The sequence below is a fragment of the Thalassotalea euphylliae genome, assembly GCF_003390335.1.
Lineage (GTDB): Bacteria > Pseudomonadota > Gammaproteobacteria > Enterobacterales > Alteromonadaceae > Thalassotalea_F > Thalassotalea_F euphylliae_B.
On record NZ_QUOU01000001.1, the window covers coordinates 4,534,943 to 4,554,819 of the forward strand.

At 44.6% G+C, this 19,877-nt stretch carries 15 protein-coding genes and 1 tRNA gene; 10 read left to right on the top strand and 6 right to left on the bottom strand.

Translation table 11 applies throughout. From position 1 onward, the window contains the following. Positions 1-2: 2 nt before the first annotated feature. The 5 genes from wecB to prsK form a co-directional block, all read right to left on the bottom strand. The gene (gene wecB / locus DXX93_RS19695; protein ID WP_116009600.1) at positions 3-2,270 is read right to left on the bottom strand and encodes a non-hydrolyzing UDP-N-acetylglucosamine 2-epimerase; all 2,268 of its coding nucleotides are present in this window, start codon (positions 2,268-2,270) and stop codon (positions 3-5) included. Between the two features lie 71 nt (positions 2,271-2,341). Beyond that, positions 2,342-3,709, bottom strand: coding sequence for a phosphomannomutase CpsG (locus DXX93_RS19700; protein WP_116009601.1), 1,368 nt, complete (start codon positions 3,707-3,709; stop codon positions 2,342-2,344). Beyond that, complete coding sequence (locus DXX93_RS19705) at positions 3,709-5,121, bottom strand: mannose-1-phosphate guanylyltransferase/mannose-6-phosphate isomerase (protein ID WP_116009602.1); 1,413 nt, start codon at positions 5,119-5,121, stop codon at positions 3,709-3,711. Before DXX93_RS19705 ends, DXX93_RS19700 begins: the two co-directional genes overlap by 1 nt. Positions 5,122-5,157: 36 nt before the next feature. Next, a complete protein-coding gene (gene prsR / locus DXX93_RS19710) occupies positions 5,158-6,507 on the bottom strand; it encodes a PEP-CTERM-box response regulator transcription factor (protein ID WP_116009603.1) in 1,350 nt (449 codons plus the stop codon). Between the two features lie 23 nt (positions 6,508-6,530). Then, entirely contained in the window at positions 6,531-8,558 is a 2,028-nt protein-coding gene (gene prsK, locus DXX93_RS19715) for an XrtA/PEP-CTERM system histidine kinase PrsK (protein WP_116009604.1), read from the bottom strand. Positions 8,559-8,854: 296 nt separating this feature from the next. On the opposite strand from prsK, the gene DXX93_RS19720 reads away from it, so the two are divergent. The 10 genes from DXX93_RS19720 to DXX93_RS19765 all read left to right on the top strand — a co-directional run bounded on the left by DXX93_RS19720 (position 8,855) and on the right by DXX93_RS19765 (position 19,176). Further along, the gene (locus DXX93_RS19720) at positions 8,855-9,520 is read left to right on the top strand and encodes a hypothetical protein (protein WP_116009605.1); all 666 of its coding nucleotides are present in this window, start codon (positions 8,855-8,857) and stop codon (positions 9,518-9,520) included. Between the two features lie 45 nt (positions 9,521-9,565). After that, complete coding sequence (locus DXX93_RS19725; protein ID WP_116009606.1) at positions 9,566-9,838, top strand: HPr-rel-A system PqqD family peptide chaperone; 273 nt, start codon at positions 9,566-9,568, stop codon at positions 9,836-9,838. After that, positions 9,838-10,770 carry an HprK-related kinase A gene (locus DXX93_RS19730; RefSeq protein ID WP_116009607.1) on the top strand — a complete coding sequence of 311 codons (933 nt, stop codon included), beginning with the start codon at positions 9,838-9,840 and terminating at the stop codon, positions 10,768-10,770. The genes DXX93_RS19725 and DXX93_RS19730 overlap by 1 nt, the downstream gene beginning before the upstream one ends. Next, positions 10,763-11,887: a nucleotidyltransferase domain-containing protein gene (locus tag DXX93_RS19735; RefSeq protein WP_116009608.1), complete on the top strand. Its 1,125-nt coding sequence runs from the start codon at positions 10,763-10,765 to the stop codon at positions 11,885-11,887. The genes DXX93_RS19730 and DXX93_RS19735 overlap by 8 nt, the downstream gene beginning before the upstream one ends. Positions 11,888-11,929: 42 nt before the next feature. After that, a tRNA-Arg gene (locus DXX93_RS19740) sits at positions 11,930-12,006 on the top strand. A 204-nt stretch (positions 12,007-12,210) separates the two neighbouring features. Further along, on the top strand, positions 12,211-13,968 hold the full coding sequence (locus DXX93_RS19745; protein WP_116009609.1) for a GNAT family N-acyltransferase: 1,758 nt from the start codon (positions 12,211-12,213) through the stop codon (positions 13,966-13,968). A gap of 286 nt (positions 13,969-14,254) precedes the next feature. Then, complete coding sequence (locus DXX93_RS19750) at positions 14,255-15,349, top strand: ketoacyl-ACP synthase III (protein ID WP_116009610.1); 1,095 nt, start codon at positions 14,255-14,257, stop codon at positions 15,347-15,349. A 112-nt stretch (positions 15,350-15,461) separates the two neighbouring features. After that, a complete protein-coding gene (locus DXX93_RS19755; RefSeq protein ID WP_116009611.1) occupies positions 15,462-16,103 on the top strand; it encodes a single-stranded DNA-binding protein in 642 nt (213 codons plus the stop codon). A gap of 223 nt (positions 16,104-16,326) precedes the next feature. After that, positions 16,327-18,474 (top strand): SHOCT domain-containing protein, encoded by a 2,148-nt coding sequence (locus DXX93_RS19760; protein WP_116009612.1) that lies wholly within the window; start codon positions 16,327-16,329, stop codon positions 18,472-18,474. A gap of 216 nt (positions 18,475-18,690) precedes the next feature. Then, a complete protein-coding gene (locus tag DXX93_RS19765; RefSeq protein WP_181902274.1) occupies positions 18,691-19,176 on the top strand; it encodes a TVP38/TMEM64 family protein in 486 nt (161 codons plus the stop codon). A 53-nt stretch (positions 19,177-19,229) separates the two neighbouring features. On the opposite strand, the gene DXX93_RS19770 is transcribed toward DXX93_RS19765, so the two are convergent. Then, positions 19,230-19,868 carry a DsbA family protein gene (locus DXX93_RS19770; RefSeq protein ID WP_116009614.1) on the bottom strand — a complete coding sequence of 213 codons (639 nt, stop codon included), beginning with the start codon at positions 19,866-19,868 and terminating at the stop codon, positions 19,230-19,232. Positions 19,869-19,877: the final 9 nt, after the last annotated feature.

Genomic DNA, 19,877 nt, shown 5'->3' on the forward strand with positions numbered 1-19,877 from the left:
ACTTACGACCTAGTGTTGAGTATAGCTGAGCTAACTGCCAACTCTTGGTAAACTGAATGGTCAGTGACGAGGATCAGTACATCTGCCCATTCGTCGAGGTCAGCGATTTCTTCAACGCGCTCACACTGCCATTGCTCGACAAATGGATCGTGATATTTAACCTCAAGGCCAGCTTGTTTAAAGTGAGTAAAGATAGGGTCTGCTGGCGTTTCTCGACAATCATCAACATCGGCCTTGTAGGCGACCCCTAAAATACCTATTTTGTTTTGCCCTGATTGCAGCTTCGCCATCGCTTGCTGAGCAACAATTTGTGGCCGTTGATCATTAATTGCTCTGGCTTTACGGACAAGATCGCCAGACTTAGTGCCCTCAACTAAAAACCATGGATCAATCGGAATACAGTGACCACCAACGCCAGGCCCTGGGCTTAATACATTCACCCTTGGATGACGGTTAGCAAGTTTGATCACCTCGTAAACATCGACATCCAACTCGTTACATATTTCGGCTAACTCGTTGGCGAACGCGATACCGACATCGCGCGAAGTGTTTTCAACCAGCTTTACGCATTCAGCGGTCGTTAGATCCGTTAAGAAAACTTCGCCCTGCACAAAACTTTGGTAGATTTTTTTCACTTTTTCTTGCGCAGTTTTGCTAGTCGCGCCAATGATGCGATCATTATTGACCAGTTCATGCAAGGTTTGCCCAGGAATTGCACGTTCAGGGCAATGAACGACATCAATCGATAAACCCGCTGCTTTGAGTTTATCGGCCACTGCCAAGCTAGTTTGCGGCGAAATCGTAGACTCGACAATAACGGTTTGACCATCTTTGGCAACGTTTGCAATCGCATCAACAGCGCTAAACACATAGGAACGATCACAGCTATTACCTTTGTGAGGCGTAGGTACTGCAACTAAATAAGTATCGCTGCTAACAACTTGTTGTGAGGCTTTTAAGAAGCCTTGACCAACAACTTTGCTCAGCAGCTCAGGCATGCCAACTTCATCAAATGGACACTTGGCATTGTTGATGTCTGCGACTTTTTGCTCATTTAAATCAACACCTGTCACTTGATAGCCGGCATCGGCAAGTAAACAGGCGATAGGTAAGCCCATGTAGCCCATACCAACAACGGTGATCGACTCGTTTTTCGCGACAATTGCATCATTAGCCTCAGCCGCAGGTTTATCATTCGCCAAACAAATATCAATAATACGCTCTGCCACATGGCCATCGCCAAATGGGTTTTCCCATGTGATATTTTCTGAACTTAACCATTTTTCAGCTGCCGTCAGGGCTTTGTCAGCATCTCGCCCGACGAGCACGTTGGCACCCACTTCTATTGACTCTGGTCGCTCGGTGTTTTCACGGAGCGTGATACAAGGGACACCCAGTAAGCAGGCTTCTTCTTGGATACCGCCCGAGTCAGTCAAAATAAGCTGTGCGTTTTGCTGTAATTGAATAAAGTCTAGGTAGCCAATGGGCGGGCTTAATTTGAGGTAACTTGGTATTTCAATTCCAAACTCAGTTAATTTGGCCTGAGTGCGAGGGTGAATAGGCCACACAATAGGTTGTTCAAATTTATCGTGTAATCGGTCAAATAACGCGAGTAACTCTTTCAAGTGAGAAGGAATATCAACGTTCGATGCGCGGTGAGCAGTGACAAGGAAGTAGTTTTTAGCCTCAACGCCAAGCGATGCTAGGATATCACTCTTATCTGCGGCAATTTCAAGGTGCTGGAATAGCGAGTCTGAAACAGTATTACCGACGGAATGAATTTTGTCTTTGGCAATCCCTTCTTTCGCCAGAATACTTTCTTGATTCGGCCCAACCGCAAACAAAAACTCACTCATGTGGTCGGTTAAGATTCGATTGGTCTCTTCTGGCATCATCCGATCATAGCTGCGCAAGCCCGCTTCAATATGCCCCACTTTAATATTGAGCTTTGACGCCGCCAAGGCACCAGCCAATACGGTATTGGTATCACCTTGCACTAAAACAATATCCGGCTTCTCATCAACCAGAATGGGCTCCATTTTAATTAAAATGTTGCCCGTTTGATTACTGTGCAGCCCAGACCCCACACCCAAGTTGTAATGCGGTGCAGGTAATTCCAGCTCATCAAAGAAAATACTGTCCATTTCCTCTGAGTAATGCTGGTTAGAGTGAATGATAAAGTAGGGGATAGAACGCTTTTGGCACTCTCTAATTACTGGTGCCATTTTGATTATCTCTGGGCGTGTGCCAACAATAATCCCAATTTTCATCTATATTTCCTTTGATTGAGCTTTATTAAGCAAATAGTTCACCATTGTATAATTCCTTGTTGATATATTCATTAACCTTTGGTCAATAAATCCAACACCTCATCCGTTTTTTGCTTCATCAGTGATAAATCACCTTTAGATTCAACATTTAGGCGCACAACGGGCTCTGTATTGCTGCACCGCAGGTTAAAACGCCAATGTGAGAACTCCATGCTAATACCGTCTGTGGTATTAATAGCGGTCGCATCTGTTTTGTAATGCGCGTGAACCCGAGCAATCGCTTTATCAGCGTCTTCAATGCGATTATTGATTTCGCCCGAAGCAGGAAATTTAGCGATGCGCTCGCGCACCAGCGTTGATAGTGAGCGACCTTTAATACTGACCAACTCAGCAATTAGCAGCCAAGGTATCATGCCGCTGTCACAGTAAAAAAAGTCACGAAAATAGTGATGAGCACTCATCTCGCCGCCATAAACGGCGTCTTCGGCTCGCATTCTTTCTTTGATAAAGGCGTGGCCAGTTTTACTCAAAATTGGTGTTCCGCCCGCTTCATTAACAATATCAATAGTGTTCCAGGTCAATCGTGGATCATGGATAATGCGCTGCTGCTCACTTTTGGTAAGAAAGTTTTCCGCGAGTAACCCAACGATATAGTAGCCTTCGATAAACTCGCCATGCTCATCAAAGAAAAAGCAGCGGTCAAAATCGCCATCCCAAGCAATGCCTAAGTCCGCTTGATGCTCGATAACAGCGCGCTGTGTTTCGGAGCGGTTTTCGGGTAGTAAAGGGTTGGGAATACCATTAGGGAAATTGCCATCAGGTTGATGGTGAATTTTTATAAACTCAATGGGCACTTGATGCTGCTGAAAAAAGTGCTCTATCGCATCTATCGTGGGGCCTGCGGCACCATTACCTGCATTTACCACCAATTTTAATAGCGCTATTTGCGATAAATCGACATACCCTGCCAAATGCGCAATAAAGTCTTGTTGAACATCAACAACACGCTTTTGACCTCGTGTGGACGGTGATTCAAAACGATTTGCCTCAGCTAACGCCTTAATATCAAACAAGCCTGAATCGCCACTGATTGGGCGACTACCGCTGCGTACTAATTTCATCCCATTGTAATTAATCGGGTTGTGGCTAGCGGTCACGCAAATACCGCCATCACACGCTAGGTGCGACGTCGCGAAATAAATGTGCTCGGTACCGCAAAGACCGAGATCCAGCACATCAGCGCCGCCATCCATTAGCCCCTCAGCGAGAGCCGATTTAAGCGATTCAGTCGTTAGCCTTACATCACCGCCAACCACGACGGTTTGCGCGCCAAGGTGTTGCGCAAAAGCTCGACCAATACGATAAGCAATGTCTTCATTGAGCTCATCGCCAAGCTTGCCTCTAATGTCGTACGCTTTAAAGCAAGTGAGTGCCGACATTAAGCCTGCTCCTCAACGCGACCATAACGATCTTCAAGGCGCACAATGTCGTCTTCCCCTAAATAACTCCCCGATTGCACTTCGATCATTTCCAGCGGTAACTTACCCGGGTTTTCCAGAGCATGAACAGCACCAATTGGAATATAAGTGGATTCGTTTTCAGTCATGAGAAAAGTCTTATCGTTAATCGTCACTTTCGCGGTGCCAGAAACCACAATCCAGTGCTCAGCGCGATGATGGTGCATTTGTACCGATAATTTAGCGCCAGACTTAACCACAATGCGTTTTACTTGAAAGCGCGAACCGTTATCAATGGAATCGTAGCTGCCCCAAGGGCGGTAAACTTGTCGGTGATGATCAACTTCACAGCGCTCATCTCGCTTGAGTGTTGCAACAATGTGCTTGACCTCTTGTACCTGAGATTTCTCGGCAACTAACACGGCATCCGGTGTATCAATCACCACAAGGTTTTCAACGCCAACGGTCGCAATCAACTTGTTTTCACTGTGCAAGTAGCTATTGACGGTTTGATGGGTCAGCACATCACCTTTACAAACGTTGCCATCTTGGTCGTGCTCACTTACCTCCCACAGGGCGCTATAGGAGCCAACATCACTCCACCCCGCATCTAACGGCACAACAACGGCTTGTTGAGTGTTTTCCATCACCGCGTAATCTATTGATTCATCGGGGCAGTGTTCAAAAGCGTCTTTGTCTGGACGAATAAAATCTAAATCGGTTGAGCAATTATCCATAGCCGCACGACAGGCTTGATAAATATCAGGTCGATATTGCTCAAGCTCGGCTAAATAGCGACTCGCCTTAAACATAAACATTCCGCTATTCCACAGGTATTGCTTTGTCGCTAAATATGCTTGTGCGGTTGCTAAATCCGGTTTCTCAACAAACTCTGCCACGTGGGCAACACCTTGGTTAATTGGCCCGTGTTTGATATAGCCATAGCCCGTTTCGGGTTTAGTCGGCACTATGCCAAAGGTGACTAGTTTATCGGCTATCGCAGCGGTTTTGGCCTGCTCAATCGCCTCTTGAAAGGCTTGGTCATCGGTTATCACATGGTCAGCAGCGAGCACCAATAGCAGTGCATCTTCATCTTCGGCGATCGCTTTCAATGCAGCTAGGGCAACCGCTGGCGCAGTATTCTTGCCTTGAGGTTCCAATAATATGTTACCTTGGCGTTGCACACTGTTCACTTGCTCAGCCACAGTGAAACGATGCGCCTCGTTACAAATAAAAATCGGTTGTTGGCAACCGTGAGGTAAACGCGCCAACGTGTCTTGTAACATGCTGGTTTGGTTGACGAGCGCGATAAATTGTTTCGGTAGTAACCGACGGGAAAGCGGCCATAATCGCGTTCCACTGCCGCCGCACATGATGGCTGGATAGATGTTCATAACGTCCAGTTCTCCTTGGGGTTTATACTGCTACCGCTAAGCATGTAAGTTAAGCCCGTATTTTTCAATCAAACTGTATAAGGTTGGGCGAGTAATACCCAGTAATGCAGCCGCTTTTGACATATTGCCTTCGGTTAGCGCATAAGCTTTTTGAATCGCTAACGTTTCCGCCTGCTCTCTTACCGTGCGCAAGTTTAACGACAATTCATAATCGCCATCGTCATCGGCAAATAGTCCTAAATCAATCGCACACACTTGATTACTTGCCGCCATAATCACTGACGACTTCACTTTGTTCTGTAATTCGCGAATATTGCCTGGCCAGCGATGTTGTTTGAGTGCTTGAATTGCGTCTTCAGCAAACCCTTTAATATTGCGTTTATATTCTTTGGCATATTGCTGCAGGAAAAACTGCGCAAGGATGATGACGTCTTCTTCGCGATCACGCAGTGGTGGAATGTTAATGGTTATTTCACTGATGCGATAAAATAGGTCTTCGCGAAATTCCTTGTTGGCCACCATTTCTTGTAAATGTTGATTGGTTGCACAAACCACTCGTACATCCACTGGAATTTCTTGGCGGCCACCGATGCGCTCAATCACTTTCTCTTGTAAAAAGCGCAGTAATTTAGCTTGTAAGTTAAATGGCATATCACCAATTTCATCGAGAAATAGTGTGCCACCTTGAGCGCATTCAATCTTGCCTTTGGTTGTTCGGTGCGCGCCGGTAAATGCCCCTTTTTCAAAACCAAACAGCTCACTTTCCAGCAAAGTTTCAGGGATAGACGCACAGTTGATGGCAATAAACGGTTTTTTAGCACGATCGCTCACGTTGTGCACTGCTTTCGCTGTGACTTCTTTACCTGTTCCGCTTTCACCTAGTAGCAATACCGATATTTCAGTAGGTGCAACTCGCAGCACCATCTCACGCATGCGATCCACTAATGTGCTATTGCCGATAATACCCGTTTCCGCGCCGGCAAACTGCTTCATGGTACGATTTTCTTTTTCCAAATGCGCAAGCGACATGGCGCGAGAAACAATCACGTTGATAACATCCGAATCAATCGGTTTTTGATAAAAGTCGTATGCGCCCAATGCGATGGCCTGCAACGCCACTTCGTGATTGTCGTTACCTGTGATCACAATCACTTTGGTATGAGGTGCGATTGCCAGTATTTCTTGCAGTGCCGCCAAACCTTCTGTTGCATTAGCCGGATCCGGTGGTAACCCCAAATCCAGGGTTACAACACTTGGCTCATATCGGCGAACTGATGCTATCGCTTTCTCGCGATTTTCCGCGAAGACAACGTCGTAGTCAGATAAGCTCCACTTGAGCTGCTTTTGAATACCTGTATCGTCATCAACTATTAATAATTTTTCCATAAATAAATTTCGCTTTTTTGAGATCAAGAACAAGGTATATTCAAGGTCAGCGTACTGCCTTTATTTTCTTCACTTACCACCGAAATTGTCCCTCCTTGAGCTTCTATAAATTGCTTGGCTTCAAACACCCCAATGCCCATACCAGCATTGCCTTTGGTCGTATCAAAAGGTTTAAACAAACGATGTTTGATAAAAGATTCACTCATTCCACAACCATTGTCGCTCACATCAATTTTGATCGTGTTACTCGCTTGACTGACCGTAACTTTGACCCAGCCGTCTTGATGTGTCGCTTCTTGTGCATTTTGCACGAGATGGTTAAGAACGGGATTAAGCTCTTCATTTACCTCGATGTTTAATTCTCCATCAATTTCAATTTCAACACTAGGCTTATTTACATTTCTTTGTGCAACCACTGTCTCGATTAAAAGTGGCAACATCACTTTTTGATTTTTATGCTCCGTCTGCTGCTTATTGCGCAATTGCAGTAAAACCTTGTCTAAGCGCTCAGTGGCAGAAAGCACAGTATCAAAGACATCATCAATAAATGCGGGATTGTCTCGATGCTTAGCGACATTACTATTGATTAACGCCAGCTGCCCCTGCACATTCTTTAAGTCATGCACTAAAAATGCAGACATACGGTGGAATGCTTCGAACTGCTTCGATTGCGCGAGCTCGCTATTGGCTTCATTGAGCGATAGGTAATTACTCAGCTGTTTGGTAACGGCGAACAATAAATCGCGGTCTTCCCAGTTGAGAAAGTTTTGCTCTTTCCCCCTTGCCAACAAAAACAGTCCGAAAACCTCATTTTCGTGCACAATTGGTACAATTAAATCAACATTTGCCTCGCGCAAAGCACTTAAATCAATTGACAGTTCAGGGTAACTGTCTTCAACAAATAAGTACTCTTGCACATCGATGATCCAACCGGTATCACGGCAAAATTCAGCTACCGCAGCGAACACTTGATCGGCTTGATGATCGATCATCACTTCCATGTTCATAGCACTCGCTGCTTTGAATTTACCATCAGGCATTTTCTTGAGCAGTGTGCCCCCCGGCGCGTTAATGGAAGAGCAGATTACTTTTAGCGCCGTTTGGTAACAATCTTGGCTCTCACTCGCTTCAATCTGCTCAATAGACTTTAGCCACTCAATGCGATAATCATATTTATTAGCAAAAAAATGCTTGGTAATAAATACCTTAACTTCGCCTCGCAATTTTTCAGTTAATAACAGTGCGGCGAGCACAGCCAACCCCAGCACGGCAAACGAAATACTGAGCACGTCGCCCCACTCACCACCAAACAAACGCAATGCATAGCCCGCAAACGACAATACCAATAAGTACCCGCCGGCAATTAACAACATCGAGCTGTAAAACACCACTTCACGCGAGACAAAAACATCGACAGACCAGTTTTTGATGCGTCTGGCACTCACTAAAAAGAACGGCATACCCAGCGCTATGACATAACCTCTCGCATACCAAAAATCGAAGTCGAGCTGTTCTAGCATGGCCGCTTGAGCAAAGATAACAAAATCCACAACACTCATGGTGCCGATAGCAATAACGAGCGGCCACAGCGCCCATTTATCTCTCGTTTCAGCATTGCGATAAAGCTGCTCCAAGAGCACAATTATAATTAAATTAAGTACTAAAAATAGAAAGAACAGATATTTGTTACCTGTTACAAAATAGTGAGCCCCCCACCAGCAAAATAGTGAAACGGACACCGCCAGCAACGAATATTTTATCAGCCAAGACTGGCGAAATAATTCGGTAAAAGAAGATAATCTCGCATGTGCGCTCGCCAAAAGTACGGCTAAGCTCAGTAGTTTAATGTTCTCGACTATCAGCACGGGTTTAATAGAGTCACTCGCATAGGCTTGTGCCAAGCCGAGCACCGCAGCAATACAGGTTATCAAAACACTACTGGTAATGAGTAGAGCGATAAAAGACTTCTTGCGAATGACCACCAATAACAATAAAAAGACTAGGTAGGTGAAAAAAGCCAAGCCATACCCAGTTATACCAGCTACATTCATTCAACTTCTCATTAACGATGTTTTAACGATATAATTAAAAACACTTGCTCAAATTGCAACCAAGATTTAACGTAATAGCAATTGTTGATTAAATTTACATATCAGTGTCCCATTTATCGACAGGCGTACATAACACATTGTTATATAAAGACTAATCATCAAGGTCTAGTTTTTGCATTAAGCTTTACATAAAACAGCTTTTAGCATCACAGCTGTAAACATTTATGACAGTTGCTCGCGTTCAACAAGAATATAATCGCTGGTGATTCAGGTTTATTGTTTAGGGAATAATTGAAATGTCTGATCAATTGAAGTTAAAAGACTACAAGCTCAATTCGAATGCGCAGGAAAAAGCCAGCGAGAGCTCTCGCCGCCGCTTTATTAAGAAGGCAGCTATTGGCGCGCCGGTTGTTCTTGCCTCTTCTACCAAGCCCGCATGGGCAACGACACAATGTATGTCGGGTGTGATGTCGGGTAATGTATCAAGCCATAAGACAACATGTCATTTGACCAGCCACAACGCCAAAGGCCACTATTACTGGAAAGATAAATACGTTGGTTACTATCACCACCACTTGGGTAAATCTATTAAGCAAGAGTGTCATATTCTCGGCATTAAAGAACGCGATTACAAAGCCATGAAATACACTTACTACTTCCGAAATCATTCCAACAGCAAACCACTCTTTACGACTTTAAAGCGTTGGCACAAAATGGGTCATTACAAGATGAGGGAACTATTGGATAGTCACCACGGCTTTGAGCAAGAAATAGCAGCAGCTCGACTTAATGCAGCTACATGTGCAAGCCACCCTAACTTCATTTCGTATCCTTATACCGTGCATGATGTAGATCAGATCTACTTTACAGTAAGTACAATGGATTTTGGCGGCGATCACGAAAAAGAGAATAAAAAGCGACGAGAAGTCGGTGAGATGTTACGCGGGATTCGAGGCGGCTAGAACATTGCCAAGTCATATTGCTAAGTAAGGAAGCTAGACCAAGTAGTGAAGCGCTTTATAAAACATTCAGGTAGTCGAGTAACCTTTTTAGAGGGTGATGCCCTTGTATATTCAGGTTTTACGGGCAAAACCCACCTAGTTGATGCAAATATTGTTGATGTAATGGCACTATTATCCACAACGGATCCCATCGAAGAAGCTGATCTGTTTGAGCAATATTGCCAAAATTCCACTCCCGAAGAAAAACAACTGTTAACTCAATACATTACCGATATAATAGAAAACCTTCTTGCTTTAGAATTAATTAGCTACGCCTAGTGAAATTAAAGGATCTAACATTAGCGCATATCACTAAGCTTGCCAGTTCCCATGGCATTGGATTGGCTATTGGGCCGTTTAATTTCGCGATTACTACAGAATTTCCGGAAGTAATCCGCAACTTATACAAGTTGTACAGCGAATTTAAAGTTCTTGATGACCAAGACATCATTGATTTTCAAATAAATATTCGCAAGCCCAACTCGCTAAGACGCTGGTTTAAGCCGCAAGCCTTGTTTTATTTAGATGGTAAAACCCCATTTTTACCGCTACCAGCGAATCAAGCGTTTCCGTTACTCGAGTGGGGAATGAACTGGTGTATTGCCCAACACACACTCGATCATTTGAGTATTCATGCTGGCGTATTAGAACGCGATGGTGTGGTGGTTATCTTACCGGCAATATCAGGTTCAGGTAAAAGTACATTAACAGCAATTCTGGTGGCACATGGCTGGCGCTTGCTTTCTGACGAAATGACACTTGTCGAGTTAAAAACAGGAAAAATTACGCCACTTGCACGCCCGATAAGCCTTAAAAATCAATCTATTGATTTGGTGACAACGCTTGGCCCTGATTTCGTTTTATCCGATCTGGTCAAAGACACCAATAAAGGCAGTATTGCACACCTGAAACCGACAGATAATGCCGTCGACCAGATTTCCAATACCGCGAATGCAACAACTATCATTTTTCCGCGCTTTGAAGCTGAATCGGCAGCAAATCTCAACCAAGTGAGCAAAGGAAGAGCCTTTATGAAAGTTATCGAGAATTGCTTTAACTACGGCATCTTGGGTGAGAAAGGCTTTACCGCATTGGAACAGCTAGTCGATAGATGCGAATGCTATGAATTTGTGTACAGCAAAGTCGATGACGCTGTTAATACCTTTAATCACCTGAATAATATCGATAAATGGGCAAAGAACAATGAATAAAATATTGCTCATTAAGTTTTTTCATCAACCTCAAATCATCAAAAGCTTTACTCCCGCAAATTGGAGCTTATTACTTGGCCAATTAAGAACAAGCCAACTCACACTCTATTTCCATCATGTCGCAGGCACAGCGGGATTGGACGAATACATTCCTGCAAGGATCAAACGCTACATCCAAGCAGAACAACGCAAGGTTGGCTATCAAAAGCAACAAGTAAGTTACGAGCTCAACCAGCTTGACCAAGCATTCAAGGAAAGCGCAATATCGGTAACCTATCTCAAGGGGGCTGCGTACCTGATAGCCGGATTACCGATAAGCAATCACCGTTTATTCTCAGACATTGACATCCTGGTAAATAAAGCAGAGCTAGATAACGCCGAAAATGTCTTGAAAATAGAAGGATTTACTTCACAAAAAACAGACGACTACGACCAAGCGTACTACCGTCAGTACATGCATGAAATCCCACCAATGCAACATATCATTCGTGGTACCGTCATTGATTTACATCACAATATTCTTCCTGTTTGCAGGGAACATCCAATCAACATCAGTCTATTTAATGACACCCAAACTATTTCCTATCATGGCTTGCATTTAACCGTGTTTTCCCCCAGTGCAATGTATCTGCATTGCGCAATTCATCTATTTCACGAAGGTGATTTCGATAAAGGATTACGCGACTTGGCTGATTTAGCCGCAATGTACACTGAATTTATGAAAACTGATGACAGTTTTGAACAATCATTGCTTAGCCTTGCTAGTCAAACACAGCAGCAAAAATCATTGTATTTTGCACTCAAATTCATCGCTCAAATCTTCAATATTGAACTGGGTAAAAACAGCAAAAGCTTTGTTGAAAACTTCCGCCAAGGCTATCGACATGCCCAATTGAGTGACTTTATATTCCTCACCATACTTGCCCCATATCACCCAAGCTGTGAGAGTCGCAAGGTTAAGCTAGCGCGCTTATTGGCATACATCCGCGGGCATTTACTGCGTATGCCACTGCGCTTACTGCTCCCTCATCTATGCCGTAAATTTATCGCGCAATTAACAACAACCAAGGATAAAACGCCACTAGCAGATCACAACAAAATCAAGCCAGATATATAGGGCTAGACAAGGTAGCTGATTACCTATAGTATTGCCCGCGCTGCACCCATAGCTCAGCTGGATAGAGCGCTGCCCTCCGGAGGCAGAGGCCGCAGGTTCGACTCCTGCTGGGTGCGCCATTTTCTCTTGCAGTCAATGAGAGCATATCCTGAGTTATCCCCACAAATAATTAAAATCGCTTGATGGCAAGCACAGCTGTACCTAGGTTATCACTCGCAATGGTCACAAAAGCATCATCTAGCTGTCACCGTTTATTCATCTGCTTCACTTAACTTGCACAAAGGCTTGCCATAGAGCGAGTGTTTCAGGTGTAAGGAAAAGAGATGTTTCGAGTTGATGATGTGGTTGCGCAAAATTTGCCCGCCATAAATGATAAACCTTGGCTAGCCAAGCCAGTGAAAGCCGCGCTGCGAGGCTTGCTTCACGAACAAGACTTTCTCGATTTTGAGCAGAAATATCCTCACCTGACCGGTTTAGATTTTGTTGAACAAGTGCTTAATATGTTCGATGTGAGCTATTCAGTGCGCGACTCTGAGCGTGAAAATATTCCCGCTGATGGTCGCGTGGTGATCATCGCTAATCACCCGATAGGTTCACTTGATGGTTTAGCGTTAATCAAAATGGTAGCCGATATTCGCCGCGACGTTAAAGTAGTGGTTAATAGCTTGCTGATGAACATCCAACCGCTCAGCCCGATGTTATTGCCCGTTAATAACATGGGCGGTAAAACGCCCAAAGAAAACTTGCAAGCCATTCATCAGCATTTGGCACAAGACAGTGCCATTATTGTCTTTCCAGCGGGCGAAGTTTCTCGTATTCGGCCAGCAGGCGTCAGAGATACCAAGTGGCACTCAGGCTTTTTCAAATTTGCGCAAGCGGCGAAAGCCCCCATCGTACCTGTGTATATCAAAGCGAAAAACTCAGCGGCCTTTTATGGTGTGTCGATGATGTATAAGCCCGCTTCAACCTTGTTGCTGGTCAGTGAAATGTTTAAGCAGCAGCAAAAAGACATCCCCATGCGCATCGGCCAACAAATCCCATTTGATAGCTACAATAGTATGCAGTTGGATATCAAAACCCAAACAAAGCTGTTAAAAAAGCACCTTTATCGCCTGAAAACGAATAAAGCTGCCATCTTTCAAACACAAAGCGCGATAGCGCCTGTCGAAGACAGAAAAACCCTGAAAAAAGCCATCAAGCAATGTGAATATTTGGGCGAAACCCAAGACGGCAAAGCGATTTACTTGCATCGTGCAGTTGAAAATGACCCTATCATGCGAGAAATTGGTGTATTGCGTGAAATTGCTTTTCGCATGGTTGGCGAAGGCAGCAACCTGAGACGTGATATCGACAAATACGACAACCACTACCTGCACCTAATTTTATGGGACAACGATGAGCTAGAGGTGGTCGGCGCCTACCGACTGGCCGACACTCAGGCCGTATTAAATCAACACGGACGCGATGGTTTATACACACATACCCTATTCGAGCTAACCGAACAAATGTCACCTTATCTATCGCAAGGATTAGAGCTTGGCCGCAGCTTTGTGCAACCCAAATACTGGGGCAAGCGAAGTTTGGACTATTTGTGGTATGGCATCGGGGCATTTTTGCAAAAATATCCGCATTATCGCTATTTATTTGGGCCAGTGACCATAAGTAATGCACTGCCGCAATCGGCCAAAGAGCTGCTGGTGTATTTTTACCAACTTTACTTAGGTACAGATCGCGATATCGCCCCATCACGCTCACCATTTACGTTGAATCAATCGGCGATGGAGCAACTAAAGGCGCAATTTGTCGGCAACGACTACAAAGCTGACTTCACTAAGCTAAAACACTTACTGGCCAACATGGGAGCGAGTGTGCCAACGCTCTACAAACAGTACAGTGAATTAACGGAAGCGGGTGGTGTTAAATTCATTGATTTTGGCGTCGATAAAGACTTCAACGACTGTATTGATGGCTTAGTACTACTGGATATTACTCAGTTAAAACCCAAGAAGAAGCAACGTTACTTAGGGGCTAACAAGGTTGGCAAAGATGTTGACGATACAATCCTGACAACCATGCTCTAATGGTGTCACAAAAAGTCGATTAACAAGCTTTTCAAGGTGTGTTATCAAGCGAGGGTAACAAATTGAAGAAAATTTTTGCGACGCTAACGATTTAGTAAAAAATTGCATTTTGCTAATTTTATCGTCAGCTTAGAAGACGTTATTGACCGTTCGGTGACAATTCGGTGTTAATGGTATTAAACCAAGCGACTAGCGCTTTGTAGTAATTTGTACCAAGGCTTTTAAAGCCCTCGGTAGCGAAGTAGAATGCCGTCACAAACAACAGGATCAATTAAAGTAACTCGCTATGAATGCAGAATCTCAATCGGCAACTTATGCTGAAATTACTGGCTGGGGCAAATGTGTTCCACCAGCTCAATTAACCAATGATGATTTAGCCACTTTCGTTGATACCAGTGATGAGTGGATCACCACGCGAACTGGCATCAAGGCACGCCGTATTTCTCACGTAAATACAGCTGAGCTAGCAGCACTTGCTGCCAAGCGCGCAATGGCGGCGGCAGGCATTAGCCCAGAAGAAGTTGACTTGGTTGCTTTAGCTACCTCTTGTCCAGACACCATAGTGCCAAACACCGCGTCTAAAGTGCAGCAGCTTATTGGTGCTAAAAACGCAGCGGCGTTTGACTTAAATTCAGCGTGTACTGGCTTTTTGTACGCACTGCAAAATGCCACGGCACAAGTACGTTCAGGTATGATCAAAAAAGCGGTCGTCATTGGTGCCGAACGCATGAGTTGGTGGGTTAACTGGGCACTACGTGAAACTGCTGTATTATTCGGTGATGGTGCGGGCGCCGTTGTGATTGAAGCAAGCGATAAACCAACAGGTTTAGTGCACGCTCAGCTAGGTTGTGACTCTGAAGCGCGTGATATTCTTGAAATTCGCGGTTTTGGCACGGATATGGATCGCTACGAAAACCCGCCGTCGGCGCTTGATGTACACTTTATGGGGCCGGATATCTTCAAACGCGCGGTACGCGCTATGGGACAAGGCTCTGAAACAGTACTTGCCAAAGCACAACTAAGCGTTGACGACATTGACTTACTTGTTCCTCATCAAGCGAACCTGCGCATCATTGCTTCATTGCAGAAGCAATTTAAGCTAGCCGACGAACAAGTGATGGTCAATATTCACAACTACGGTAACACTTCAGCGGCGACTGTACCGATTGCCCTGTGTGAAGCGTTAGAAACTGGCCGCGTGAAGCCTGGCGCAAATATTATGACGGCAGCATTTGGTGCGGGCCTGACTTGGGGCGCGGGCTACATTAAGTGGGGTGAGCGCGTTACCCCTGTGAACGTTTGTGATGAAGAATTACCTGCCAATGACAAAACCGCACAAGAGTTATTGTCAATTGCGATCAAGCACTGCCTAAACAAGTAACTCTGACCTCAACAGTTCACCAATAAAACGGTTAAATTGTTGATAAAACTATGTTTAAATTAAAAAGCCGTAGATACGGCTTTTTTCTTTTTGCTAGAGAGCTAATACTGCCATGTCGACATCTCGCCATCAGCTTTGCCAAGTCACTTTACTCGGCAACCTTGTTGCCAAACCTGAAATTCGTTATCAGGCCAACCCCGTACTGGCAGTTACCGAGCTAACGCTCGCCACCACTTACCGATGGCAAGACAAACAAAAGCAAACCAAAGAGTGGACCAGTTACCACCAAATCAAGGTCGTCGGTAGTGCCGTTGAAACGGCAATTGCTCATGCTAACAAAGGCGACCTACTGCTGGTTAGCGGCTATTTGGCCACCAACACGATTAACCAAGCGGCGATTGTTCATGCCACCAATGTCGAGCATTTTGCCAAGGGGTTTACCCCTAATATCAATCAGGTGATGTGCAGTGCGGAATTAGTATCCGATGTCGAGCTCGTCACCAGTGAACGCGGACAAGCATTAGCCCATATTGATGTCCACATTGCCTACCAAGCGTTTAGCGAACAAAAACAGCAGTTGGTCGACCATCAAATTACTCGCCCTGTGCAAGTTTGGGGGCAAACCGCCACTAAGCTAGGGCAACAAGCCAAGCGCGGAGATAGCCTAGTAATTGAAGGACGATTAACCTACGCCAATGACACGCAAAAAACACAGCAAATTACCGCCACTCACATTCATGTATTGAAGAAATAATCGACAAATGGCATTGCATTTTAGTCTTTTAAATACGATGATAACCAAGAGTTTCAATAATTAGATAATAACAACTAAACAACGACAATTAGATAACTAAAATTAAATAACTAGGCTTGGTGTGTAAAAAGCATTTAGCAAAGACAATAAATATATTAAACGGCCAGTTGGATGTTGGCTTTTAGGTACAAAATTCAAGGACACATCACTGTCGTACCCAGCTATGAAACCAATACGCTTTTGCGCACTACTATTCGCTTACGCACTCACAGTTAAGTTCAGCTACGCCTATCAGTTAGCACTAGAAGAGCTGAAATTATCACAGCCGATACCAGATCACATTATCGCCATTACACCAGTGCAAAAGCATTCGACCAAGTTTTTGCTTGCAGCTCGTACTGGTGAGCTCTACCTCCTCGACGATAACGTTACCCCCTATTCACTCACCACCATTTTTGGCGGCAGTGCAATTAACTCGAAGCTCTCCCATTTAGTTGCCATCACATTGCACCCCAATTTCAGTGTACGCGAGCAGTCAGGTTATCACACCTTATACACAGCTCACCTGCAGCACATCGATGATAAGCGCATATATCGACGGATCACAGACAAACAAGTCAACCAGCCAATTACCCGCGATATCTTGATATCCGAATGGCGATTAGATGAAGCCATGAATCTGGACACGGGTAGCCAGCGGGAAGTAATGCGCATCGGGCTGCCAGCGCAAGCCACCAATCATAATGAGAGACCTGCCGAGGCGGCAGTCAAAGTGCAGCTGGCCTTTAACCCTTTTCACAAAGTCTGGCATGAGAATTTTGGACACCTGTACATTGGCGTAAGTCAACTTGAGGGTTACAACCACATTCCTTTGTATTCTGGCGCGATTTTGCGGATCAATCCTGACAAGTTCGGTTTAAACCCTTATACCGTGCCGCAATCTAACCCATTTATCGCTGATACATCACGGGCAGACGAGCTCATCTACTATAACCTACAGCACCTTCAACACTTTATTTGGCGACGAAAAACCAGTGATACATTGTGGATTGATCATATCGTAAAGTCGCAAAGGCAAATTTCATCACTGTCAGATTATCGCCAGCTTACGGAGCAATCCAAACCACTTATACAACTAGAGAGCACCTACGCCAGCACCCCGCAGCTACTTCACTATCGCGGTGATAACTTTAGTTACCTAACCGGACAGGCGATCACTATAGCCAAGTATCAAGGAGAAACATACCTTGCCAATTTGGCTCCGAGCAGTAGTGGTTTTAGCCGCGAACTCTCTCCCTTGTTTCCCATCTCCTCATCACCGGAAAGTGCAATGTTGCTCAATGATGGTCAAGGAGAGATGCTGATTTATCAGCCCAATGCCAACAAACTCTACCACGTCAGAAACGTTGCCATTGAGGGTGAAACCATATCCTATGAACAAACAGATTACAGTGATAATCGTATTAATCAGTATGTATTACTCGTCTTCGCAATCACCCTGATCAGTTGGATTTTATGGCAGAGTTTTTCGAAGATACGTTACCGCAAACATTCTGCAACGACATTTTATGCACAGCAATACAGCCACATTGAATTGGCAGGCAAAGACAAGATTATTCAACTGTTTTATCGTCATCAATCAACCCCCAAACGCAATATTGCTAGCGTTGATGTGAAAGCCATTCAATTGCGGTTAAACGGGCTAGATATTGTTGAATTTTCTTGTGATCAGGGGATGACCAACAAGCAAGCGACGATTATGCGTGAAGCGTGTAATGTCGAAAAAAGAGAAAAAATGATACCGGACAAATTGCGTCATATTCAGCTTGTCATTCTCGACAAGGGCTCAACAGAATCCCCCATCACGCTTTACCTGCGCAAGGGCGACAATCGAATCTCAAAAGCGAGCTATCAAGTGGCAGTAGCAGATGCGATTAACTGGGCATGGCGCCTCTCAGCGATTATTGCGCCAGAAACCACAGAAGTCAGAGACTTCAACAATGAACCAAGTGAATTGGATAAAGATAGACCAATAAAAGTGACAATGGCTCGATTCACACCAGCCCCTGCGAACCAAGCCACGGCGGCATCAGAGCACTTTGACGAGGCTGAACTCGATACCACGGCGCGTGAAGTCGTAAACCCCAAGAACCACCAAGAAAGTGAGTTAGCTACACAAATTGAGATGGCTGAGCAGATCAGCCCGTCAACTTCCCAAACAATATCATCAGAAAACAAGGTGGTAACAGGACAAACTGACGCTCAAATTATTAGCGCATTAGAAAAGCTGGTGAACCTCAAAAAGCAAAACTTCTTAACCGACGACGAGTTTGAACAAGCAAAAGCCAAGCTGTTGAAGGGGTTAATTTAGCGTGGTAACCAATTGAAGGAATCAGCGCTCGACACAGGATTATCCCTTTGCAACATTACTCCTTGATATATAATAGCGCGCTTGCCAAACAAAGTTCTCAGCAGTAAACCCATTGACTCACTAGCCTTATCTATTAGCGAAATACCTTGGTTAACTCACAGCTTGCGAGGTTTTTTACTTTGCTACCTAATACTTAGCTTAGCCACAGCCGTTGGTTTGCCACGACAAATTGCCGCACTATCGGCAGGCACACTTTATGGCGCTAAGCTTGGTTTTTTAATCGCGACGGCAGCCACTATCTCAGGTTGTATGTTAACTTTTATTGCGTGCCGTTATTGCTTGGGCAACTGGGTATATCAGCGCTTTCCCGATAAAACGAAAGTCATACACGGCTTTCTTGCCAGCAGCACCTTTACCAAGGCACTTACTATTCGCATTTTACCCTTGGGCAGTAACTTTATGACCAATATTGTTGCAGGCGCAACCAACATCCCCTTTGCCCCATACGTAGCCGGCTCTGCACTCGGCTTTGTACCTCAGATGGTGATTTTCTCGTTGGCGGGCGCTGGCATGCAATTGGCCGCAGGCACTCAGCAGCAATTAACCTTAGTATTAACTGGGTTAGCCTTAGGGCTAATGGTAATGCTCTACATTCAACACAAACGCAAATTACAGGCGAAAAAAAAGCTTAGCCAAGGCTAAGCTTTTCTCTAATTTTTCGTGCTTATATCGGTCTAGAGCACTCAGCAGTAATACTAGCCTTCTAGCGTAGACAAGTACTTCACAATATTGATGTAGTCTTGCTCGAAGTTATTGCGGTCTAACTTGTCGGCATTGATGCGGTATTTACCGTTTACAACAACTGTTGGCACACCCGTTAACGCGCGTTTTTTCACTAAGTCGTTTTGCATTTTCTTCATCAACTTCGCTTTGCTATTTACTGAAAAGCTCTTGAATGCTTTGTCGAATGCCTCACCATCAACACCGTTTAACACAAAGATATTACGAATATCTTTGGCTTCAGTGATCGCGCCGCGTTGCACTTGAATGTAATTAAAAATCGCCGCGGCGATTTTGTCTTCAACTTTTAATTGTTGTGCCGTTGCTAGCGCTTTAGTCACCATAAATTGAATTTCCGGGGTAGTAAAACGCAAGAAATCAACATGGTTACGCTCGAAGCTTACCCCCTCTGGTAAGTTCTTTTTCACATTGGCAAAGAAAGGTTCAAAGCGCAAACAATGTGGGCAGTAAAAAGAAAAGTACTCGCGAACTTCTGGCTTTTTCGATACCTGATCGCTCACTTTAGTGTACTGGTTACCTTCTTGATAATTCGCGGCTTGTGCGGCAAATGGCAAAAGCATAACCATTAACAAACTAGCAAAAATTTTCTTCATCTTTGTTCC